General features: G+C 65.7%; 1 protein-coding gene. It reads right to left on the bottom strand.

Translation table 11 applies throughout. From position 1 onward, the window contains the following. Positions 1-1215: amino acid adenylation domain-containing protein (locus AC0L2A_RS36170; protein WP_473612960.1), on the bottom strand; the 1215-nt coding region annotated here is incomplete at both ends.

Raw genomic sequence — 1215 nt, 5'->3', positions numbered from 1 at the left:
AGCAGGCTAGCCAGATGCGCGCGCAAGGCGCCGGCAAGCGCGCCGCCATCGGCGCCCTCCGATCCGGCCGCCGGCTTGGCCACCACATAGGCGACGAGCCGCTGGTCGCCGGTTCGATCGGCGCGCGCCACCACCACCGCATCGCGCACCCAGGCATGCTCGCAAAGCCGCGCCGCGATCTCGCCCGGCTCGATCCGGAAGCCGCGGATCTTCACCTGCTCGTCGTTGCGGCCCAAAAACTCCAGATTGCCGTCCGGCAGATAACGCGCCAGGTCGCCGCTCCGGTACAGCCGGTCGCCCTCAACAAACGGGCTGGCGATGAACCGCTCCGCCGTCAGCTCCGGCCGGTTCAGGTAGCCACGCGCAACCCCCGCACCGCCAATGTAAAGCTCGCCCACCGCCCCGAACGGCACAGGAGCACCATGAGCGTCCAGCAGGTAGATCCGCGCGTTGGCAATCGGACGCCCGATGGGAATCGAGGCCAGCCCCCCGACAGCGTCGGATATCTCAAATGTGGCACATCCAACCGTCGCTTCCGTCGGACCAAATTGATTGATCAGACGCATGCTCGGAAAACGCTCTTGCCAAAATTGCATATCTGCCGGGATTAAGGCCTCGCCCCCGACCATGAGCGCTCTGGCCGGAGCCAGCCCATTGTGGGCTTCAAGCCGCTTGTTCAGCATGCTCAGGTGCGAAGGCGTCAACTTGATCAGATGATGGACCTCACCCTCTCCAAGGGCAGCAAGCCAATCTGTTGGGACAGTCTGTTTTAGAATGCGGAGCTTGGTACCCGCCAGCAAAGGCCCAAACAAGGTCGTGATACTGCCGTCAAAGCTAAACGACAGCAGCATCAGCGAGCCGTTCCCGGCTCCTTGGTAATGGCTGCGATCCGACCAGTGCAGATAGTTCACCAGACTTCCATGCTCGACCATGACGCCCTTGGGCGTCCCGGTGGAGCCGGAGGTGTAGATCACATAGGCGAGATGGCGGGGGGTGAGCCCCAGCGCGCGCGGGTCGGGATCGCAGGCGGGCAGTTCGGCCCAGGCCGGGGTGGCCGTCTCCAGATCGACCACGCTCACATCGGCCAGCGCCTCAGGGCCGAGCGCGGCGCGGCCGGCCGCATCGCAAAGCAGCAGCTGCGGCGCGGCATCGGCGAGCACCTGGTTGAGCCGTGGGCCCGGATAGGCCGGATCGAGCGGCACATAGGCGCCGCCC

It is taken from the genome of Mesorhizobium sp. WSM4844 (assembly GCF_055811775.1).
The sequence above is the reverse complement of the archived record's forward strand: the minus strand, read 5'-3'. Positions and strand labels throughout refer to the sequence as shown.